This is a genomic window from Sulfuracidifex metallicus DSM 6482 = JCM 9184 (assembly GCA_032834875.1).
Classification (GTDB): Archaea; Thermoproteota; Thermoprotei_A; order Sulfolobales; family Sulfolobaceae; genus Sulfuracidifex; species Sulfuracidifex metallicus.
In genome coordinates, this window is sequence record CP135238.1 from 24,773 (window position 1) to 42,061 (window position 17,289).

Below are 17,289 nucleotides of genomic sequence, written 5' to 3' on the forward strand. Positions count from 1 at the left end.
ATATCAGCCACGAGAGCGGAGCCGCCGGCGGGGTTCGGACCCGCGACCACTGGCTTACGAGCCAGCGCTCTACCGGGCTGAGCTACAGCGGCATTCTAAAATATGACTACGCTCTTAAATTTCTTTCATTATGTACCTAATACTCCTATAGTAAGATAGACTTCTTTCTATTAAGGTAGAGTTCTGACCTAGATAATACTTCGGATCTAGAATTCTCTTTAACTCCTCCTCTGAGACCATCTTCTTTACTTTATCGTTTTTAAGACATTCATCTAAAAACGATGTGTTAGAAGCCTTGCTTTGCCTTGAAATCTCATTTGCAAGCTTATGTGCTTCATGCCTAGGCATACCCTTTAACGTCAAGTTTATCATTAGGCTCTCTGCCATGATTTGACCTTTAGTTAAAAGTAAATTATCATGCATTCTGCTAGTATTTACTCGTAGACTTGTTAATAAAGACAATAAACTTTCTAATATCTCATCTAAAATAATAAAGCTATGAGATATTAGTATTCTCTCTGCAGAGCTATTTGTCAGATCTCTTTCATGCCATAAAGGTATATTTTCAATTGCAGCTGAGACAAAAGATCTCATTAATCTAGATAATCCGGTTATCTTCTCTGCTGTAACCGGATTCTCTTTTTGAGGCATAGTACTACTTCCAACTCTTTCTCCTACTCCTTCTCCTATTTCGTTAATTTCTGGTCTCATTAACTCTCTAACCTCGAGGGAAAATCTTTCTGCTGTTGCTGCTAAAATTGCCATATCAGATATTAGCTCCGCAAAGCCATCCCTAGGTGCAACTTGAGTTGAAATTATGTGAGGTTCCATTCCTAAATATTTTGAAACAGCGCTCTCTATTTCAATTCCTTTACTATTCCATGCTGCCATAGTACCTACTGCTCCAGCCATTTTTATACGCAAGACTCTTTTCTTGGAATCGTTTATTCTTTCCAATGATCTAGTGAACTCGTAAAGATAATTAGCGAACTTAAAGCCTAAAGTTATAGGAAGGGCATGCTGACCGTGAGTTCTACCTACCATTATTGTTTCTCTATATTCTACTGCATATTTTGCAAGTATATCCATTATTTTTGTCAATTTATTTTCTATTAGTTGCAATGCTTGTTTAAATATAATAGCATTGGCAGTATCTACAATATCATAGCTAGTAGCTCCGAAATGAATAAATTTACCAGATTCTCCACTTTTTTCCGCTAGAGCCACTACCATCGCCATTACATCATGACCAAGTTTAGACTCAAGTTCCTCAACTTCTTTGGAAGATACCTCATCAACTTTCTTCTCAACTTCTTCAACGTCTTTGGGTTCAACTATTCCCACATCACGTAAAGCCTTAAGAAGGGCTATTTCTACGTTTAATCTTGTATGTAATATATTTTCTTTATCGAAAATTTTTCTCATTTCTTCGCTTCCATATCTCCAATCCAAAGGACATACTTCCATATCTTTAACTAAAGTATAGGAAAGTTTACCGAAATTTAATCTTATTATACCTGAAGTGTCTAGTCATTCTCGTGAAAGTCTCTACTATAGGAAGTCATTCATCACTTCAAATCTTACATGGTGCAAAAATGGAAGGATTTCAGACTTCAGTAATTACTGATACTAAAAGAGAAAAATTTTATCAACAGTTCAACTTCATTGATAAAGTATTAGCCTTTAAAGATATAGACGAAGCGGTAGACCTAATAAATAGCGAGGAAGATTCAGTTTTAATACCACATGGGAGTTTAGTGGAGTATTTGGGACAAGAGAGAGTAAATAAAATAAAAATAAAGATATATGGGAATAGAAATATTTTTGGATGGGAAGGAAATCAGCATAAAAAAATGTATTTACTTAAAACTTCAAACATAAAAATTCCACAGACCTTCGAGAAACCTGAAGATGTAGATAGAGTAGTTATAGTCAAGTTACCTGGAGCTAAAGGGGGAAGAGGTTATTTCCTTGCAAAGAACAAGCAGGAAGTAAGACAAGGAATTGATGATTTAATAAAGAAAAAAGAAATAAACAGTGAAGAAGACGTAATTATCCAGGAATATATAGTTGGAGTACCAATGTATTTTCAGTTTTTCTATAGTACGTTGCTACAAAGAACTGAAATATTTGGAATTGATATAAGATATGAAACTAATATAGATGGATTAAGAAGATTGCCTCAAGGATATATAGATGTTGAACCAACCTTCATAGTAGTAGGCAATATACCAGCAGTAGCCAGAGAGAGCCTTTTACCCAAGGCCCAAGAGTTCGCTGAAAGTTTCGTCAACAACGTTAAGGAAAAGGTACCTCCTGGCATGATAGGTCCTTTCTGTCTAGAGTCAATTGTAACGGATAAGGGTGAAATAGTAGTTTTTGAATTCTCAGGAAGAATAGTAGCAGGAACTAACCTCTATACAAACGGAAGTCCGTATAGTTGGCTTTATTGGAATGAGCCTATGAGTATGGGTAGACGAATTTCAAGGGAACTAAAAAACGCTATAATAAATAACAAGATAGATTTGGTGACAACATGAATTTCAAAATAGCCTCGGTTGCTAGTCACTCGGCCCTAGACGTATATGACGGAGTAAAAGATGAGGGATTTGAAACTATAGCATTATGTAAAAAAGGAAGAGAGCTAGCATATAAGGAGTTTGAAGCCATAATCGATCACTGTTTTATTCTAGATGACTATAAAGATATAGCAAAAGATGAGTTTCAAGAAAAATTGAATTCCATGAATACAATAATAGTACCAAATAGAAGCATGGCAGTTTATTTGGGCTATGATACAATAGAAAAAATGAAGGTAAGATTCTTCGGCAATAAAATGATGCTTAGATGGGAAGAAAGAGAAGGAAATAAGAATTATTATAAAATTCTAGATTACGCAGGAATCAAAAGACCTAGAATCCTAACAGAAAACGAGATTGAAAGTCCTGTAATGGTAAAAATGCCTGAGGCAAAGAGAAAGGTAGAAAGAGGATTCTTCATAGCAGTAAACAGGGAAGACTTTAATCAGAAAATGAATGAACTAGAAAAACTAGGAGTCGTAGATGAGAATAGTAGAAAACATATGGTAATAGAGGAGTTTATTTTAGGAGCTCACTTCAATCTTAACTATTTCTATAGCAAAATAAAAAAACGATTGGAGTTATTAAGTATTGACCGTAGGATACAGAGTGATTGGGATGGTTTTTACAGACTTCCTGCTGAGATCCAACTCAAACTTGACAGAGAGCCAAGGCTTATAGAAGTGGGCCATATACCAGTTACCATAAGAGAAAGTTTATTAGAGAAAGTCTTTGAAATAGGTAAAAAATTTGTAGATGCTACAGCTAAGTTAGAAAGTCCAGGAATAATAGGACCATTTACGCTACAAGTGATGGTAACGCCAGAATTGGATCTAGTTGTCTACGATGTTGCTCCAAGAATAGGAGGAGGAACAAACGCCTATATGGGAATAGGAAGTCAATATTCTAAATTCTACTTTGGAAAACCAATCAGCTTAGGTAGAAGAATAGGAATTGAAATTAAAGACTCAATAATAAAGAATGAAGTAGAGGAAATACTTAGCTAATTTATCATTATAGACTATCGATAAAACAGTATGATATATAGAAGAAAATAGACGTTTATAATGATAAATTAACATAGGTCACGTTTAAATAACATGAACTTAATCACATCAAAATGGATTTGAATGCTAGATATTGTAGTAGGAGGTTTTTATGGAGATGAAGGTAAAGGTAAAATAGTATCTTACTTAGGAATTAACGATAATCCAAATTTATCCATTAGAACAGGAGGAATAAATGCTGGTCACACTATATCGTTTCAAGGTAAGACTTGGAAATTAAGAATAGTTCCTTCTTCATTTCTAAATAGAAATACACTATTAGCACTAGGACCAGGGGCCGTAACTTCCATAGACGCATTGATGAATGAAATAAAAGAAACTGAGATAAGCAATAGATTCTTTATAGATAAGCATGCGGCAATAATTACTGAGGACGAAAGGAAAAGGGAAAGAGAAGACGAATACCTTATGAAGGTAATAGGTAGTACTGGACAAGGAGTGGGATATGCCGAAAGTGAGAGAATACTAAGAAAATTAAAGTTAGCTTCCCAGTATCCTAAGCTAGAGAAATTTTTAGCTGATATACCAAAAATGACAATAGAGACTATAGAAAATGGTGGAAAAGTTCTAGTTGAAGGAACACAAGGTTTCTTATTAAGTTTGTACCATGGAAACTATCCTTACGTAACGAGTAGAAATACTACTTCTTCAGGCGTTTTAAGTGAGGTTGGAGTAGGTCCAAAATATGTTAATAATGTAATAGTAATATTCAAAAGCTTTGTTACACGAGTAGGAGAAGGACCTCTAGAAGGAGAATTAAGTGTGGAGGAAGCTAAGAAGAGAGGTTTAATAGAATTTGGTACTGTTACTGGTAGGCAAAGAAGGGCTTCTGAATTTAATATAAATTTGGCTAAGGACTCTGTTAAAATTAATTCTGCAACACAAGTAGCTATAACTAAGCTTGATGCTCTATTTAAAGAAGTATATAAGGTAAGAAATTACGATAAGTTACCCATGGAAGCCAAGAGATGGATTGAAAATATAGAGAACGAATTGAAAGTTCCGGTTACGCTAATTGGAACTGGAGAAGATACAAATGATATAATAGATCTAAGAAAAGAAAAAATTGGTGAATAAAATGGATAAGATAGATGTAGCAATAATAGGAGGAGGTCCTGCTGGACTATTTGCAGCATACGAAATGGCTATTAGCGGGGCTTCGAGAAAATACAATATAGTTTTAATAGATAAGGGAGTTAGAGCGATAAAGAGAACTTGCCCTCTACTTTCTCCTAAGGAAAAATGTACCTTCTGTAATCCTTGCCATATTACCTACGGAATAGGTGGAGCTGGAACTTATAGCAGTGGTATAATCAATCTAAGACCAGATATAGGTGGAGAATTACAAGAAATAGTTAGAAGTTGGGATGAAGCACAAAGTCTGATTAATTACGTCGATGATGTGCTAGTAAAGTTCGGAGCACCTAAGGATAGACTTTTCGAACCAAACATGGAAAGAGTATTAGAAATACAAAAGAAGGCAGCTAAGGTTGGAGCAGAATTTGTACCAATTAAACAAAGGCATATAGGAACAGATAAAACTCCTCTAGTAATAGAAAATATGACGTCTTTCGTAGAGCGAGAAGGTGTTAAAATTTGGGAATTAACTGATGTAATGGAGATAGAAAAATCTGGCAATAAGTTCTCGCTCAAGACTTCAAAGGGAGAAGTAGAGGCTAACATAGTAATGGCTTCTCCAGGGAGAGCTGGAGCTAAGTGGTTCTTCGACCAAGCTAAAAAATTAGGCTTAGATATGATACCTGGACCCCTTGATATAGGAGTGAGAGTCGAGGCGGAAAAATTTGTCACTGAGGAATTAACCAAAGCAGTATGGGATCCGAAGGTAATTATGTATTCGAAGAAATATGACGATAAAGTAAGAACTTTCTGCGTTAACCCAGGAGGATTCATAATGAAGGAAGTTTATGATGATGGTACTATAGGAGTTAATGGTGAAACTTACGCAGATAGAAAAAGCAACAATACAAATTTTGCATTCCTTACTACTATAAAACTCTCTGATCCACTAGAGGATACTATAGAGTACGGTAAAAGTATAGCAAGGTTAATGACTAGACTTGGAGGAGAAAGGCCTATACTCCAAAGACTCATAGATTTCGAGAAGGGCAGAAGAAGTACTTGGGAAAGAATAGAAAGATCTACTGTAAAACCCACATTACGTGACGTAACTCCAGGAGACATAAGCATGGGATTACCTTATAGAGTAATAAGCAATTTAATTGAAGGGCTTGAAAGATTAGATAATATAGCTCCAGGCATATATTCCTCAAATACTTTGCTTTACGCTCCTGAAATAAAATACTATAGCATGAAGGCTGTAGTAGATAGAAACATGGAAACGGTAATAGATAATCTATTTGCGGCTGGAGATGGAACTGGTCTATCAAGAGGAATAAATGTGGCTGCAGCTACAGGAATTTTAGCCGCGAAAGGTATATTATTAAAGCTAGGAGTTAGCTAGTATTAAACGAACTGTTTTTTAGAAACCATGTATTATATAGATAACATGGAACTTCAAAGTGACATACAAGAAACTGATTATAAGCTAATAATGGAGCTACAGTATAATTTTCCAATCTCTGAAAGACCTTATTTGGAAATAGGTAGAAGGTTAGGTATTACAGAAGATGAAGTAATTTTTAGAATAAAAAATCTAATTGATAAAGAAGTAATAAAAAGAATTGGAATGTATGTCAATTTTAGAAGTAAAGGAATGGTAGGAGCTCTAGTGGCTTCCAATATAAAGACGTCTAATCTAGACTCTTTTAGAAGGATGGCGCTAGGGATAAGAGAAATCACTCATAATTTCGTCAGGGATCATCCTAGATTTAACGTATGGTTTGTAATTAAGGATTACACGAGAGAGGACTTATCAGAAAGGGTGAACGAAATTCTTAAAAAAGTGGAATGTAATGATTATGTAATTTTATTCTCAAAGAAAAATTTAAAGTTAAGTGTTAAATATAATGTAATAGAAGGAGTTTCTATGAGTAGAGATGATGAACTAACGCCAGAACACATCCCTACTGCAGAAGAGATAGGTATAAACAACGAGTTACTAAAACAGCTCTCTTATCCTTTACCTTTAAGCAGTAGACCTTTTAAGGATTTAGCAGATAAAATTTCTATTAGTGAGGAAAATTTAATTGATCTTGTATTAAGGCTTAGAAAGCTACATGTAATAAAGGACTACGGAGCTACAATAAATGGTGAAAAAGTAGGAATAAAGGAAAACGCTATGGTATTAATAAACTCAGACGATTTAGAAAAAGGATGTATCAATATTGCTACTAACGTTAAAGAGGCCACACATGTGGTACTTAGGGAAGCTGATAAGGAGTGGGACTACCTATGTTATGCAATGATACACGGTAAGGATAAGAGAGTAATATCTCAAGCAGCCAGGAAAATAGTTAGCATTACTTCTGCTAAGAGTTATATGACACTATATAGTATGGATAACCTAAAGCCTGGTGTAGTTATTTGAAAGTTTCTCATAACTTCCTTTAAAATATAATGAAGTTGTAACGCCTTTGAGTTTTTCTATTAACTTATGGTTTTTCTCTCCCTCATATTCAATATAAAAATAATACCTCCATGGAATATTTTTCAAGGGTCTAGAATATATCATCGAAAGGTTTACCTTTTCCTCATAAAACTTCCCTAAGACATGATAAAGAGAACCAGATATATGGGGTATGGTAAAAATCATACTTGATTTGTTACCTTTCTGCATCTCTGTTTTTGAAATTAAAAAAAATCTAGTAATATTAATATTATCTTGTATATTATAATCTATGATTTTGAGACCGTATAATCTAGCTGCCATTTCAGAACATATAGCTGCTGATCTAGGGTCCTTTGATGCCATTTCTGCAGCCTTAGAAGTGCTTTCAACTGGTATTATCTTTGATAATCTCCTTCTAGAAAGATATTCTCTGCACTCTTGAAGTGCATGTGAGTGAGAATAAACCATATCAAAGTTATCTCCAATGGAAGCTATAACTAGATTTATAGGCAGTTCTATTTCGAGGTTAACAAATATATTCTCTTTATAGAAGAGGTTATCTAAAGTTTCATTTACTGGTCCTTCTAGAGAATTTTCTATTGGAACTAAACCTTCGGTGCACTCATCATTATCAACTGACCTAAAGACATCTGTAATGGTAACCTTAGGCAAAAGTTCTCTGTTTTCAGCCACTAGAGCTGCTGCATGATGAGAAAATGAACCTAAAGGACCTAGAAAACATATCGAGCTATGTTTTACCATAAATGAAACCTCATTCTACAAATTTAGTTTCTATACCTTCATTGTTCATATCATTAATAAATGAATTAAGGTTTTCTTTACTAGGTACTTCAAAAGTAACATATATCTTTGTAAAGCCCGGTGGCACATCACTGCTTACCCTATCATGAACAATATCTATTATATTTCCTCTTACCTTTACTACATTACTTAAAATCCTATTAAGGTAACCAGGCTTATCAGGAACAATTACTTTAATTTTTACTACCCTCTTGGATATATATAGCATTTTCCCTATTATATTTGTAAATAAACTCATATCGATGTTGCCCCCACTTATTATTGACACTACTTTAGATTTATTTAAAGGTAGACTAATTTTATTATTTATAATAGCGGCCAAGGAAGCTGCTCCCGCTCCTTCTACTAGAACCTTTGATCTTTCTGCTAAAAGAAAGATAGTTTCACTAATTTCTTCATCATTTACTAAAACTATATCATCAACCAATTCATTTATTATATCAAATGTAAGAGAAGATGGATTTTTAACTAATATACCATCAGCAACTGAGAATGAAGGCTCCACACTTATTAACTTGCCTGACTCCTTAGAAATCTTCATTGATGGCGAAGCAGTAGTCTGAACGCCTATTATCTTCACATTAGGGAGTTTTGCCTTTAAGGCAATACTTATTCCAGAAATTAATCCTCCTCCTCCTATCGGAACTACCACCACGTCAGGGGAGAGTGAAAGAAGTTCTAAGCCAAGTGTTGCTTGTCCTAAAATGACGTTTATATCATCGTATGGATGAATAAAAATACTTCCAGTATTTCGCATTATTTCATTAGCCTTTTCTATTCCTTCATGTAAAAATCTACCGTATAGAATTACATTAGCTCCATAGGATCTAGTAGCTAAATACTTAGATATTGGGGCAGTTTCTGGCATTATTATTGTAGATTTAATTCCTAACGTAGATGAGGCGTAAGCAACTCCTTGAGCATGATTCCCTGCTGAAACCGCTATTACGCCTTTACTCCTATCTTTTGGCATCATCGATAGAAGTTTGTTGAAAGCGCCTCTAACTTTAAACGAGCCCGTTTTTTGGAAATTCTCAAGTTTTAAAAAAACGTCACTGCCTGATCTCCTAGAGAAGGTAGTTGAATATTCCACTGGTGTTTCATGAATATAAGGAGATATTCTTTCCTTTGCTTCTCTAACTTTTTCAAACAAATCAACGTACTTCATATTCATGGTTTATCATTCTTCTTTGAGTTTTTCATATAACTTAGAATATGTATCTACCAAGGCTTCTGATATAACCTTAGTATTCGATATTACTGGCATAAAGTTAGCGTCACCATTCCATCTAGGAACTATGTGAATATGAACGTGATTTTCAACCCCTGCCCCTGCAACTCTTCCTATGTTTATTCCAACATTGAATCCTTGCGGATTGTAAGCTTTCCTTATGGCCTCTATACTAGCTTTAACTAGATGAAACACGTCTATCATCTCGTCGTCAGAAAGAACTTCAATTGATGGAACATGTCTATAAGGAACTACCATGACGTGCCCAGCATTATATGGAAATGCATTTAAAACTACGAATGAAAACTTACTTCTTTTTACAATGAGATTTTTTTCGTCTTGATGTTCATTATGAAGCCTGCAAAATAGACATTCTCCTTCGTTGCTCTTATTAGTAGTATTCTGAATATATGTAGACCTCCATGGTGCCCATAAGTTTTCCATAAGATGTTAGAACTAGTTATAGATTAAAGTTTTCTTATCCAAGCTAAGAAGAAAAAACAGCTTGTTATCTTACTCTTGAGAGTCTCTTACTCCTTCCTCTGTAATTTCAAACACTACTTCTCCTTCAGGCAGATGAGGAGCATCAATCATTCTCGCAATTCTCTTGTTCCCCCTGCTACGCTTTACTTGAAGTCTTATCCCTGGTACATGATAAAGAGTATGCCCTCCAACTGCGGTAGTTGGATCTCCATAAAACATGTCTGGCCTTGCCATCACCTGATTAGTAATAACTACTGCAATATCATACATCTCGGCTAATTTAGTAAGTTGATGAAGATGCTTGTTGAGTTTCTGTTGCCTTGCGGCTAAATTCTCTCTTCCAGTGTAATCCGCCCTAAACTGAGCCATTACTGAATCAACTACTATTAGCTTTATTGAAGGGTCTTCCACTATCTTTTCCTGCAGTTCATCTACAATAGCCATCTGATGGTCACTGTTTACAGCCCTTATGAAATAAATATTGTTCATTACTTGTTCTGGATCTAAACCTTGACCTTTAGCCATAGCTTCTATTCTCTCCCATCTGAACGTACCTTCTGTATCAATATATACCGCCTTTCCGTTCAGGCCTCCCTTCTCAGGAGGAAGCTGTACGTTTACGCTTATCTGGTGGCATATCTGTGTTTTGCCAGTACCATACTCGCCGAAAAATTCAGTCATGGTTCTAGTTTCTATTCCTCCTCCTAGAAGACCGTCTAAAGCTTGACTGCTGGTAGTTATTTTCTTTACTGTTAGTCTCTCTTTTTTAATTTCAAGAGCTGTCTTAAATTTTATATCTAGAGATTCACGAGCTTCCTTTATAATTTTTTGTGCTGTGGTTAAAGGTATTCCAGCAGCAACGCTTAGATCTTGGGCTGAAGCTATTGCAATTGACTCTATAGTAGGATAACCTGCTTCTTGAAGTTTAGTTAGAATATTCTGACTGACCCCAGGTAATTCATCTATAGATCTAACTGACTTCTTGCTTAAATTTTCTTGAACTTGATCTCCCACTTTAATCACCATACAATTTGGTTAAACTTAAAACCATCTCTTTTGTATCTAATATAACTTATCCTCCCTCTCTTAAATACCATCCTATATCTAAAGTTGGTATTACTTCTGTGGCATTTTCTATTTTATTTAGCTTAATTGGCTTAAGTATTGCAAACGCAACAAAATCTTTTCTATCATCTAAAACTATAGCATTATTAAAACTAAATAAATTATTTATTATAATGGATTTTTTAAATGTTATAAGTTCTGCTTTATTTCTGTCTATAGTTATTTTATTATTACATTTATCTTTAACTAAACTACCAAAAGTTAAAGTTGGCTTGAAATATGAGTTATTATATTCCTTTAATATTGGAGTGCCTATACTATATGGAAAAAAATCCAAATCGTTTAGCTTCAAGAGTAATTCTTCTAAAAAATTATTCTTTTTAAACATATATACTTGCTTAAATTTACCCTCAAGAGTATAAAACAAATTCTGATTGATAATATCACTAAAATCATCACAGCTGTACAGAGAGGCAAAGTTAGATAATAATTCTTGTATTTTACTTTCATCAAGTTTTATAATTTTTATTCCTTTTCTAGTTGACATATAAAAAATCCCTCTGTATTATGAATATGTGGATAAATTCTGATGCATTGCGACACACTTTCTTCGAAAGAAATCCCATTGAACTCTTTTATTCCATTTGAATAATTAAAAGAGACGTTCTTAATCACCTTCATACCTAGTTCAGTTACTGCATAGTTAATAATGAACTCGTCCTCTTCAGGACCTATGCTACACGTTGAATATACAAGTCTCCCTCCATCTTTAAGTAAATTAAATGCAGTCTCTATTAATTTCAATTGGTTTAAAGCAAATTGTTTTAAATCGGCTGGGGAAGTTTTCTGTTTCCTTGAAGGATCCTTATACATAATTCCCTCTCCTGAACAAGGTGCATCTAAAAGAATTTTGTCAAAATTAAAGTTCATTTTCCTCAAATTAACAGAATCGGTCCTTACAATTACAGTGTTTAGAACTCCTAATCTATTAATATTGCTTTGTAAAGATTTAGTTCTACATCTAGATCTTTCAACAGCCATTATTAATCCTCGATTCGACATTAGCTGAGCCATCTCGGTAGTTTTACCTCCGGGAGCTGCAGCCATATCTAGAACTACATCATTCTCTGATGGTGCCAACATTAGAGGTGGAATCATGGATGATTTACTTTGTATATGATAATAGCCTTTCATATACTCTAATGTTGAACCTAGTGTTGGCTTTTTTGGCATTTCTATTATCTCATATCCTATATTTATATCTTTTATTCTTTTTATCTTAAATCCATTTTCATTCATTACTTTTTCAAATTCCTGTTTATTAATTTTTAATGAATTATATCTTATAGTCTTTCGTAAAGGATATTGACAATAATTCAGAAACTGTTCTACATCGCTTTTCTCTCTAAATATCTCTAAATATCTTGACACCATGTAATCCATTATATGAAAACGTTTACTGAGGTTAGCGTCTCCATGAAGCCTAGAATAGCGAAATATCTTGTCATAAGTCTTTAAGTATACTTCAGGTTTAGATGTCATAATGATAGAAAGAGAAATAAAAATGAAGCTTAAATCTCCCTCTCTTAATGATTTAGAAAGAGAACTGCAACAGAGATCTGTTCCAATAATTAGCACGGAAGAACAAGAGGATATATACTTTAATTATAAATATAGGAATTTTAAACAAAGCGATGAAGCTATTAGATTAAGAAAGATAGGAAATAAATATGAATTAACATATAAAGGACCTAAACAGGGAAGTTTTGGAAAAAGCAGAGAAGAAATTACAATATCAATATCTAACACTGACATACCAAATATAAGAATCATAATGGAAAGAATCGGCTTATATGAAACTTTTATTGTTAAAAAATTAAGAAAAAATTTTAAAATAGAAAAATTTATAATATCCTTGGATAGGGTGGAGGGATTAGGAGAATTCATCGAAATTGAGGGGGACAACGTTACCGAAGACGAATTGAAATCTTTCTCTGAACATTTTATACGAGACTTTCACATAGAAGGAGAAGTAACAAATACCTCTTATCTTGAACTTTTATTGATGAAGAATGGCAAAGACGAATAACATTGCAATTTTAACAGATTTCAGTCTTTATGATAACTATAACGGAGTAATGGAAGGAGTAATAAGGAACTTCAATAAGGACGCAAAAATTTCGTATTTGTCGGGTAATGTAAAGAAATTTAACTTGAGCAGTGCAGCATATCTTCTCTACACAGGTTATAGATTCTTTCCAAAACGTACCGTATTCCTAGTTGTTGTAGATCCAGGAGTTGGGACAGAAAGACATCCTATCGTGGCTAAGACTAAAAACTATTACTTTGTAGGACCAGATAATGGCATTTTATATCCAGCAATTATGGATGACGGAATTTCAGAAATTCGAATAATCTCAAATCCTAAACTGTTTCTTTCTAACCAAATTTCTAGAACATTTCATGGTAGAGACATTTTCGCAATCTCAGCGGCTCTAATCTCTGTAGGAGTTCAGCTGGATACATTTGGAAATAGGAAAGACGAAAGAGATCTAGTTCCATATAACATAAAATTTTTCAAAAGAGATAGTTGCGGAATTATAGCGAAGGTAATATATGTTGATAATTTTGGTAATGTTGCATTAAATATACATAAAAGTGAAATTAATCTAATTGATGATAAAATAGTAAGAATAAAAACTAGAAACGGAGAATACAACGCTAGGGTAGTGAAAACGTTTGGATATGGAAAGGAGAACGAATTAATTATTTATAGCAATGGGTTTGGGTTTATTGAAATTGGAATTAATAAAGGAAGTGCTCATGATATTCTCAAAACTTCAGAAGGAGATGAGGTATGCTTAGAGGGATTTACCCAGGGAGATTTCAACCATTCCATTTAGGACACTTGGAAGTCCTTAAATGGGGGCTTAATAAGGTAGACGAACTAATAGTTTTAGTAGGCAGCGCACAGGAAAGTCACACACTGACAAATCCATTTACCGCAGGAGAAAGAATCGAAATGATAAGAGGAACTTTAATTGAAAATGAAATAGATCTTTCTAAAATTATTATAATACCTATTCCAGATATATTAATGAATAGCGTTTGGGCCCATCATGTAAGTATGTATGTGCCTTCCTTTTCTATTCTTTTCGCAAGAAATCCATTAGTAGTTAGAATCTTTAAAGAGGCAGGATATAGCACTATTATACCTCCTGCTTTTAATAGAGAGAAATATAACTCCACTTTAATAAGAAAGCTAATGATAACTAACGGAAACTGGAAGGATCTAGTTTCGGAAAGTACATACACCTTTATTAAATCAATAAAGGGAGATGAAAGATTAAAAGAAATAGTTGGAAGTGATAAATAGGGAGGTAGAGATATTATGTACAAATTAGAAACGTTCTATAACGTCTTTCCTTGGCATACTAACCATTTCGGTTCCTTACATGGAGGAATTTATATGAATTGGTTAGTAGATACTGCAGGTTTATTAATGTCTTCAGTAAGCAAAGGAAATTACCTTCTAGCATCTGTTGATTACATATTTCTCATAAAGCCAGCAAGGATAGGTGATATAGTAAGGGTGATTGCTGAAGTAACGGGAATATGGAACACATCTGTAGAGGTTAGAGTTAAGGGATGTATAAGCAAAGGAGGTACTGAAAAAGAAGAATTAGGAGCATTTAGCTATATGACCTTAGTTGCTACAGACGAACATAACAGACCTAGGCAAATAGATCTTAAAGATAAGTTTGTTAACGATGAGGAGAGCGAAAGGAGAAAAGAAAAGAGGTTACAAAGAAGAAAGGAGGTATTATCAGATCAAGAAGACCTACTTACAGATATGACGTTCTCTAGGTCTTATACTAGAACAATATATCCGGAGCATGCATTTGGAAATGGAATTCTTTATGCGGGTAAAATGTACACTATGTTAGACGAGCCATGGCAATCATTGCTAAAATGTACTCCAAAGGTAATGTATTTACAGTTTCTACTGGAAGTGCTGATTTCTTAACTCCAGTTAAGGTAGGTGATATATTGGAAATTCAAAGTGCAGTAGAGTATACTGGAAATACTTCGCTAGACGTAGGAGGAAAAGTTTTCGCTATAGATTACTTTGAAGGAAAGAAAAGGCTAGTTACTAATACAGTTTTCTCTTTTGTTGCGATAGACGATAACAATAAACCAAGATCTATACGTAAAATTGAACCGTCGTCTGAAAAGGAAAAGAGTAGATTCGAACTAAGATTGAAAGAAAGAGAGGATAGAATAAGAACGTCCAAAGCGATTCAGAGTACTTTCAATTGTAGTTGACCTACACTTCTTCCTATTATATGTGCTGATCTTATTGGCTCTGGATACTTTACAAATATCTGATATTTTTCTATTATTTCCTTAGCAATTTGTAGGTCTAGGTCTGTATAAACGAAAACTGTTCCCTTCTTTGTAGAAAGCGAAGTTAAATTTCCTATGACCTTATTAATTGTTTCTATTCTTTCATTATCGTCTCTAAAATGCTTTTTAAGGGCATTAAGAATGGATGTGTTATTAGGTTTTTTTCCAAAAAAATAAATAAAATTAGATGTAGGCTTGATGTAATTAAATCCTCCGCATATAACACTATCTATTATTGTAATATCTCCCTTATCTAAGGAAGAGTATATCTCAGTTGCATCTTCTCCATCTACAGTTATAAAATCTAAATCAATATTTTTTATACTGAAGTTGTCATAGACCACGCTTATCAAAGGTGCTTTTCCTTTCCTTCCTTTGAACGAGAGGGGAAAATATCCATCATCAACTCCAGATACTAGCAATTTTAGAATCACTCTCCTTCAATATTTTAATTACAAGAGGCTTCTCTACAGCTAAAGAAATTTCTTTAGTTTTACCATATCTCCCTCTATTAATGACTTTAGCATTGAGAATACCTATCATATCTAGTTCATTTATTATGTCACTGACTCTTCTTTGAGTTACTACCTCTATTCCCATTTTTCTAGCTAATGATGAGTATATATTATAAACCTCTCCAGTTGTTAATCTATCATTGGATGATAGGATAGATGCTAAAACTAATTTAGAATGAAATGGAAGAGTTGAGATTACCTCATGAACTCTATCTTTCTCTATTTCACCTCTAGCTTCTTGCACATCATCTTGTGTAATTTTAGCCTTACCTTTCCTTTCTGCTATTTCTCCTGAGACCCTAAGAAGATCAAGAGCTCTTCTGGCATCTCCATGATCTCTTGCAGCTAGCGCTGAACAAAGACTAATTATCGAATTGTCTAACACATTCTCTCTAAAGGCTAAGTTTGCCCTCATCTTTAGAATCTCTGTTAGTTCTTCCGCATTATAAGGGGGAAACACTATCTCTATTTCTCCTAAGCTACTCTTGACCCTAGGATCTAATATATCTATAAACTGAATATCATTTGTAATTCCTATTAGAGACACTTTACTCTTGTTTAATTCAGAATTTATCCTAGTAAGTCTATATAATATATCATCATTATATTTTTTCACTAAAGCATCTATTTCGTCTAAAACAACTACCACATTGTTCTTAACTAACATCAAGGACTTCAATAATCTTCTATATAATTCTGCTAACGATAGGCCAGTAAAAGGAACCTTATCTCCTAGCCATTCTAAAATGTCAGCTATTACCCTATAAGGAGTATCACTTTGTCTTGTATTGATATATATAAATGAAAATTTATCCGGTATTCTCTTTTGAAGATTAGAAAGAACAAATTTAGTAACTGCGGTCTTTCCAGTACCAGTAAGGCCATAAATAAAGATGTTACCAGGTCTCTCTCCTTTGTATAGTTGTGCCATAACACTAACAATTTCCTTTATTTGCCTTTCTCTAAATGGAAGTTGATCGGGTATATAGTCTGGTAAGAGATACTCCCTGTTCTTGAAAATGGCTGAATTCCTTATGTTCTCTAGGACTTCATCTATAATGTCGCTCATTGACATAAACATCTTTTGAGATAACAACTTAAAAAAGATCAGGCATTTTACTGGGGAGTAAAATACCCCTCTATTTCCACTGGAGAAAATCTTGTAAGAATGAGAGAACAAAAATTCTGACATACCCCTTCGATTCTAGTGGAAAAAATAGCTTAGTATTCAGAATGAGTTATATCAGAAAACGATAGAAAAGTAACGGTTTGTATAAAATAAATAGTTTATTTTGAAGATAGGAAAATAAAATAATTAACATAATCCATATGTATAATTAGACAGCTTAATGGCTTATGAATTGTCTCCAGTGGAAATAGAGGGGTCAGGAAGAATGAAAAATTTTATACGACTAAGTAGTATTTTTATGAAAATTAGAAATATAATATTTATTAATATAAAATTAGATATTAATTAACATTATTAACATTGAAACTGGGTAGTGCCAAATAAATAATATTTGCAGAGAAATAAGAATTTAGTTATATAAAATATGAAGATAGAATTGGTACCACATTTCTATAAAACTCT

The 17,289-nt window shown here is 33.8% G+C and carries 19 protein-coding genes and 1 tRNA gene; 10 read left to right on the forward strand and 10 right to left on the reverse strand.

The window, feature by feature from the left end:
• Window positions 1-19: 19 nt before the first annotated feature.
• Together RQ359_RS00135 and purB are read right to left on the reverse strand one after the other, a co-directional pair.
• Window positions 20-92, reverse strand: a tRNA-OTHER gene (locus RQ359_RS00135).
• Window positions 93-114: 22 nt separating this feature from the next.
• Window positions 115-1,467 carry an adenylosuccinate lyase gene (gene purB, locus RQ359_RS00140; RefSeq protein WP_156016362.1) on the reverse strand — a complete coding sequence of 451 codons (1,353 nt, stop codon included), beginning with the start codon at window positions 1,465-1,467 and terminating at the stop codon, window positions 115-117.
• Between the two features lie 71 nt (window positions 1,468-1,538).
• Here purB and RQ359_RS00145 point away from each other — a divergent pair, with 71 nt between their 5' ends.
• The 5 genes from RQ359_RS00145 to RQ359_RS00165 all read left to right on the forward strand — a co-directional run bounded on the left by RQ359_RS00145 (window position 1,539) and on the right by RQ359_RS00165 (window position 7,154).
• Window positions 1,539-2,540 (forward strand): formate--phosphoribosylaminoimidazolecarboxamide ligase, encoded by a 1,002-nt coding sequence (locus RQ359_RS00145; protein WP_338116960.1) that lies wholly within the window; start codon window positions 1,539-1,541, stop codon window positions 2,538-2,540.
• Window positions 2,537-3,586 carry a formate--phosphoribosylaminoimidazolecarboxamide ligase family protein gene (locus RQ359_RS00150; protein ID WP_156016360.1) on the forward strand — a complete coding sequence of 350 codons (1,050 nt, stop codon included), beginning with the start codon at window positions 2,537-2,539 and terminating at the stop codon, window positions 3,584-3,586. Before RQ359_RS00145 ends, RQ359_RS00150 begins: the two co-directional genes overlap by 4 nt.
• 123 nt (window positions 3,587-3,709) lie before the next feature.
• Entirely contained in the window at window positions 3,710-4,723 is a 1,014-nt protein-coding gene (locus RQ359_RS00155; protein ID WP_156016359.1) for an adenylosuccinate synthetase, read from the forward strand.
• Between the two features lies 1 nt (window position 4,724).
• Window positions 4,725-6,128: an NAD(P)/FAD-dependent oxidoreductase gene (locus RQ359_RS00160; protein WP_054838567.1), complete on the forward strand. Its 1,404-nt coding sequence runs from the start codon at window positions 4,725-4,727 to the stop codon at window positions 6,126-6,128.
• Between the two features lie 45 nt (window positions 6,129-6,173).
• Window positions 6,174-7,154, forward strand: coding sequence for an AsnC family transcriptional regulator (locus tag RQ359_RS00165; protein WP_156016358.1), 981 nt, complete (start codon window positions 6,174-6,176; stop codon window positions 7,152-7,154).
• Here the strand turns inward: RQ359_RS00165 and RQ359_RS00170 are convergent.
• From RQ359_RS00170 to RQ359_RS00195, 6 genes are all read right to left on the reverse strand, one after another.
• Window positions 7,131-7,937, reverse strand: a complete 807-nt coding sequence (locus tag RQ359_RS00170; protein WP_156016357.1) for a prephenate dehydratase — start codon at window positions 7,935-7,937, stop codon at window positions 7,131-7,133. The two genes, RQ359_RS00165 and RQ359_RS00170, sit on opposite strands and share 24 nt — an antisense overlap.
• Before the next feature lie 10 nt (window positions 7,938-7,947).
• Window positions 7,948-9,165, reverse strand: coding sequence for a threonine ammonia-lyase (gene ilvA / locus RQ359_RS00175; RefSeq protein ID WP_156017887.1), 1,218 nt, complete (start codon window positions 9,163-9,165; stop codon window positions 7,948-7,950).
• A gap of 12 nt (window positions 9,166-9,177) precedes the next feature.
• Entirely contained in the window at window positions 9,178-9,672 is a 495-nt protein-coding gene (locus tag RQ359_RS00180; RefSeq protein WP_054838566.1) for an HIT family protein, read from the reverse strand.
• Between the two features lie 69 nt (window positions 9,673-9,741).
• A complete protein-coding gene (radA, locus tag RQ359_RS00185) occupies window positions 9,742-10,725 on the reverse strand; it encodes a DNA repair and recombination protein RadA (RefSeq protein WP_338116959.1) in 984 nt (327 codons plus the stop codon).
• Between the two features lie 58 nt (window positions 10,726-10,783).
• A complete protein-coding gene (locus tag RQ359_RS00190) occupies window positions 10,784-11,323 on the reverse strand; it encodes a hypothetical protein (RefSeq protein ID WP_156016355.1) in 540 nt (179 codons plus the stop codon).
• Window positions 11,302-12,318, reverse strand: a complete 1,017-nt coding sequence (locus RQ359_RS00195; protein WP_156016354.1) for an NOL1/NOP2/sun family putative RNA methylase — start codon at window positions 12,316-12,318, stop codon at window positions 11,302-11,304. Before RQ359_RS00195 ends, RQ359_RS00190 begins: the two co-directional genes overlap by 22 nt.
• A 1-nt stretch (window position 12,319) precedes the next feature.
• Between RQ359_RS00195 and cyaB the strand changes: the two genes are divergently transcribed.
• From cyaB to RQ359_RS00220, 5 genes are read left to right on the forward strand one after another with little or no spacing between them, the layout of a single operon-like run.
• A complete protein-coding gene (gene cyaB / locus RQ359_RS00200; protein ID WP_156016353.1) occupies window positions 12,320-12,865 on the forward strand; it encodes a class IV adenylate cyclase in 546 nt (181 codons plus the stop codon).
• Window positions 12,849-13,679, forward strand: a complete 831-nt coding sequence (locus tag RQ359_RS00205) for an SAM hydrolase/SAM-dependent halogenase family protein (protein WP_156016352.1) — start codon at window positions 12,849-12,851, stop codon at window positions 13,677-13,679. The genes cyaB and RQ359_RS00205 overlap by 17 nt, the downstream gene beginning before the upstream one ends.
• Window positions 13,634-14,152: a nicotinamide-nucleotide adenylyltransferase gene (locus RQ359_RS00210; RefSeq protein ID WP_054838563.1), complete on the forward strand. Its 519-nt coding sequence runs from the start codon at window positions 13,634-13,636 to the stop codon at window positions 14,150-14,152. The genes RQ359_RS00205 and RQ359_RS00210 overlap by 46 nt, the downstream gene beginning before the upstream one ends.
• 15 nt (window positions 14,153-14,167) lie before the next feature.
• Complete coding sequence (locus RQ359_RS00215) at window positions 14,168-14,803, forward strand: acyl-CoA thioesterase (RefSeq protein ID WP_457921222.1); 636 nt, start codon at window positions 14,168-14,170, stop codon at window positions 14,801-14,803.
• Window positions 14,749-15,102 (forward strand): acyl-CoA thioesterase, encoded by a 354-nt coding sequence (locus RQ359_RS00220; RefSeq protein ID WP_457921223.1) that lies wholly within the window; start codon window positions 14,749-14,751, stop codon window positions 15,100-15,102. Before RQ359_RS00215 ends, RQ359_RS00220 begins: the two co-directional genes overlap by 55 nt.
• Here the strand turns inward: RQ359_RS00220 and RQ359_RS00225 are convergent.
• Window positions 15,078-15,605: an endonuclease dU gene (locus RQ359_RS00225; protein ID WP_156016351.1), complete on the reverse strand. Its 528-nt coding sequence runs from the start codon at window positions 15,603-15,605 to the stop codon at window positions 15,078-15,080. The two genes, RQ359_RS00220 and RQ359_RS00225, sit on opposite strands and share 25 nt — an antisense overlap.
• Window positions 15,586-16,767 carry a Cdc6/Cdc18 family protein gene (locus tag RQ359_RS00230; RefSeq protein WP_156017885.1) on the reverse strand — a complete coding sequence of 394 codons (1,182 nt, stop codon included), beginning with the start codon at window positions 16,765-16,767 and terminating at the stop codon, window positions 15,586-15,588. Before RQ359_RS00230 ends, RQ359_RS00225 begins: the two co-directional genes overlap by 20 nt.
• Between the last annotated feature and the right edge of the window lie 522 nt (window positions 16,768-17,289).